This window comes from Bacillus sp. JJ1127 (genome assembly GCF_036965845.1).
Taxonomy (GTDB): Bacteria; Bacillota; Bacilli; order Bacillales; family Bacillaceae_G; genus Bacillus_A.
This window is the reverse complement of record NZ_JBALQK010000388.1, coordinates 1-2,736: the sequence shown is the minus strand read 5'-3', so window position 1 is coordinate 2,736 and position 2,736 is coordinate 1. Positions and strand designations below refer to the sequence as shown.

Below are 2,736 nucleotides of genomic sequence, written 5' to 3'. Positions count from 1 at the left end.
ATATAGACCAGGAACACTCTTATTCTAATACTAATTGTTTAAGGTTTCGTATGTTCTTTTTCTCAAGGTGACAAGCTTGAAGAAGATACGCTTCAACATCTCCATACTTTTCTATAATTTCATCATAAACTTCATCTAAATATTCAAAGCGAACTTCTAACATAGGCTTGATCCGCTCTGGTGAGACTTGAAATAAACTCATTCACCTAATAAAAACCTTACATATAAAACGTGAGGTTTTTCAATATGTTAAACATCCAGCGATCACAATTCCGATAGAAATTGATAAAAACATTAGGAAAAGTCCGACGGCCTGGTTATCTTCTTCGATGCTTTGATTGATGTTAAAACGCGGTGTGAACCATTCGGCTAAATAAAACACAACAATTTGTGCTAAAACTCCAATCACTCCCCATAAAACCATATCCATTAGTGAAACAGAATGAGCAGCAGTCGAATACAAGACGATAGCAAGACCAAGAAGTCTTCCTCCAAGTGCGTAGCTTGCTGCTCGATTCCCTTTAGCCATTAACGAAAATTCTTTCACTTTTGTTGTCACTTCCATAAGAAACAGACCGATACATAGAAGACCGAGTGAAACCGCTAAATAAAGTAAAAAATTCATCATTTATAATCCTCCTTCTTAATCCCTACAGGTAAATAATAAGATTCATTCCCCGTAATTTTTTCGCCAGCACGTATACCGATACTACTTGGTTTTCCAGCAATTAAAAACGATCCAAACACATACGACAGCTCCTCGTTTCCTTTTTCAGTCTCAAGAGAAACAACTGGCAGCTTTATATACTTTTGAAAGACAGGCAGTTCTTTTTTATACGTTTGATATGAATTTTGCATTACAATATTCGTGTCTTTGTCACGAATTGTAACCGTGTCACCTTCTCTGCCGAACGAAGGTTTTTGAACAAAAGAACTTTTTCCTAAAAATAGATCTGGTTCTAAGTAAGTAGGAAGCATATATTCCTTAATCCATTGTCTTTCCTCATTTGTATAAAAAGCGCCTATCTCAGCTAATCCCCAAATCAAACATTGAATCGATTTCGGCTGAAGTAAAAAGGATGAAACAGGATTTATAATAAAAAGTTTTCCTTCCTTTACAAGTTGCAGTAACTCAATCCCTACAAAATCTCCGGTTTTAGGATCCCGGTCCTCAACCAAATCTTCAATAGGATATGTTTGGCGATACAAAATATCAATTGGCACACCGTCTCTATCGACCAAAGCATCGTCAGTAATTCTAAGTTCTGACATTGACACCATTTTGTTTTTAACCTGACATAGCTGACTCAAATACATAGTAGTATTCCAATCTTCTATATGTTCATGATGGGCCGTGAAGACAACATTTGGCATCTCTATTCCTTTAGCAGCCTCCATTACAGCTTTTGTGATACCAGAAGAAAGAAGACGTTCCTGATTCTCGTTTGGGTCATGATAATTTAATTCTTTACATACTTTTCCATTCATTTGGAAGCATTCTACGATAAATGTTGGGGTATCACTATTAAACTCAAGCATTTTGATACCACCATCCGTCAAAGCAAAATCAAACCGTGAAATAACGGATTCAGGAAACAGAGATTTCATTCTGATAAAAGGCAGACTTGTAGATGGAAAACCAAGTTCAAGAAGCTGATCATCCGACAAGGTCCGAAGAAGCCTAGCAGTCTTAAAAAATACTTTTCCCATTCGTTCTGTTGCTAATTGTAAATGCCTAATAGTTTGCTTTGTTATTTCAAAAACATGAAAAAGGCTATACTCACTTCCGTATAAGTCAGACCAAAAGTGAGGGAACCTTGAATAAAATTGACTTCGTTCCTTTATGTAAAAAGACATGATTTAACCTCCGGATCCGCCCTTTGAACCGCTTCCAATTCCCCCTTTAAAATTAGACGAAGCTTGATAGGACTTAAATTCAGATGAATTTTTGAAAGTTGATTTATTTTGATAATAGTTACCACTGTAATAATAATGACCATGATAACTTGAATGATTGTCATCACATCGCCACACGCCAAGTTCATCATCCCAATCCCAATCGGAACAGCTCTTATCATTCGGTTTTGGAGGAAGATTTTCTGTACAGCCAGATAAAGTGCTGGCCATTAAAGAAGTAAGAACACCTGTTACTAACCATTTCGTTTTTGTCACCTTCCCACGCTCCTCTATAAATTATATTTTTATTATAAAAGAATTCATGGTAAAGTAGAAGAAAAAGGAAGAGGGATTACTATTGCGGTTAGAATATCGGCTCAATGATGAAGCTAAACAATATCCTGCTTTATGGAGCTATACGGATATTCCTATCTCTGAAACCGTCGCAAGGATGACTTGTGAGTATTTCATTAAAGAAGGGGATACGTATGTCGTAACAGCGACCGCGATGGACCCTGACGGAACAGCAGTATTATATGTCCAAAAAGAAAAATTCTTCGATGATTCGTCAGAAACCACATATTCTCATATAGGTTTTGAGATTAGAGAACTACAAGGAGAAAATTCGATTTTGATAGAAAGTAAAGATGTATGGAATCATGACGAAATCTTAACGTATCTCCATTCAGATATTTTGTACGTTCAAAAGGGCGGAATATTTCTGGAATTCACCTTAGACTCAAGAGAGATTGATGAAGACCGAAAGTGCTATGTTTATTATGGAGAATTTACAGGTGAATGCAGATAACATTGAACTACCCCCACCTACCTCTACATGAG

General features: G+C 36.5%; 5 protein-coding genes. 1 reads left to right on the top strand and 4 read right to left on the bottom strand.

Annotated features, from left to right (window positions below; all coding sequences use genetic code 11):
* Nucleotides 1–19: 19 nt before the first annotated feature.
* From V7183_RS24900 to V7183_RS24885, 4 genes are read right to left on the bottom strand one after another with little or no spacing between them, the layout of a single operon-like run.
* Nucleotides 20–202, bottom strand: coding sequence for a tyrosine-protein phosphatase (locus V7183_RS24900; protein ID WP_230322564.1), 183 nt, complete (start codon nt 200–202; stop codon nt 20–22).
* A gap of 39 nt (nt 203–241) precedes the next feature.
* Nucleotides 242–628, bottom strand: coding sequence for a DUF350 domain-containing protein (locus V7183_RS24895; RefSeq protein WP_097898963.1), 387 nt, complete (start codon nt 626–628; stop codon nt 242–244).
* The gene (locus V7183_RS24890; protein ID WP_335361205.1) at nt 625–1,857 is read right to left on the bottom strand and encodes a glutathionylspermidine synthase family protein; all 1,233 of its coding nucleotides are present in this window, start codon (nt 1,855–1,857) and stop codon (nt 625–627) included. The genes V7183_RS24895 and V7183_RS24890 overlap by 4 nt, the downstream gene beginning before the upstream one ends.
* Before the next feature lie 3 nt (nt 1,858–1,860).
* Entirely contained in the window at nt 1,861–2,172 is a 312-nt protein-coding gene (locus tag V7183_RS24885) for a hypothetical protein (protein WP_335361204.1), read from the bottom strand.
* 82 nt (nt 2,173–2,254) lie between these two features.
* On the opposite strand from V7183_RS24885, the gene V7183_RS24880 reads away from it, so the two are divergent.
* Nucleotides 2,255–2,704 carry a hypothetical protein gene (locus V7183_RS24880; protein ID WP_335361203.1) on the top strand — a complete coding sequence of 150 codons (450 nt, stop codon included), beginning with the start codon at nt 2,255–2,257 and terminating at the stop codon, nt 2,702–2,704.
* Nucleotides 2,705–2,736 lie beyond the last annotated feature (32 nt).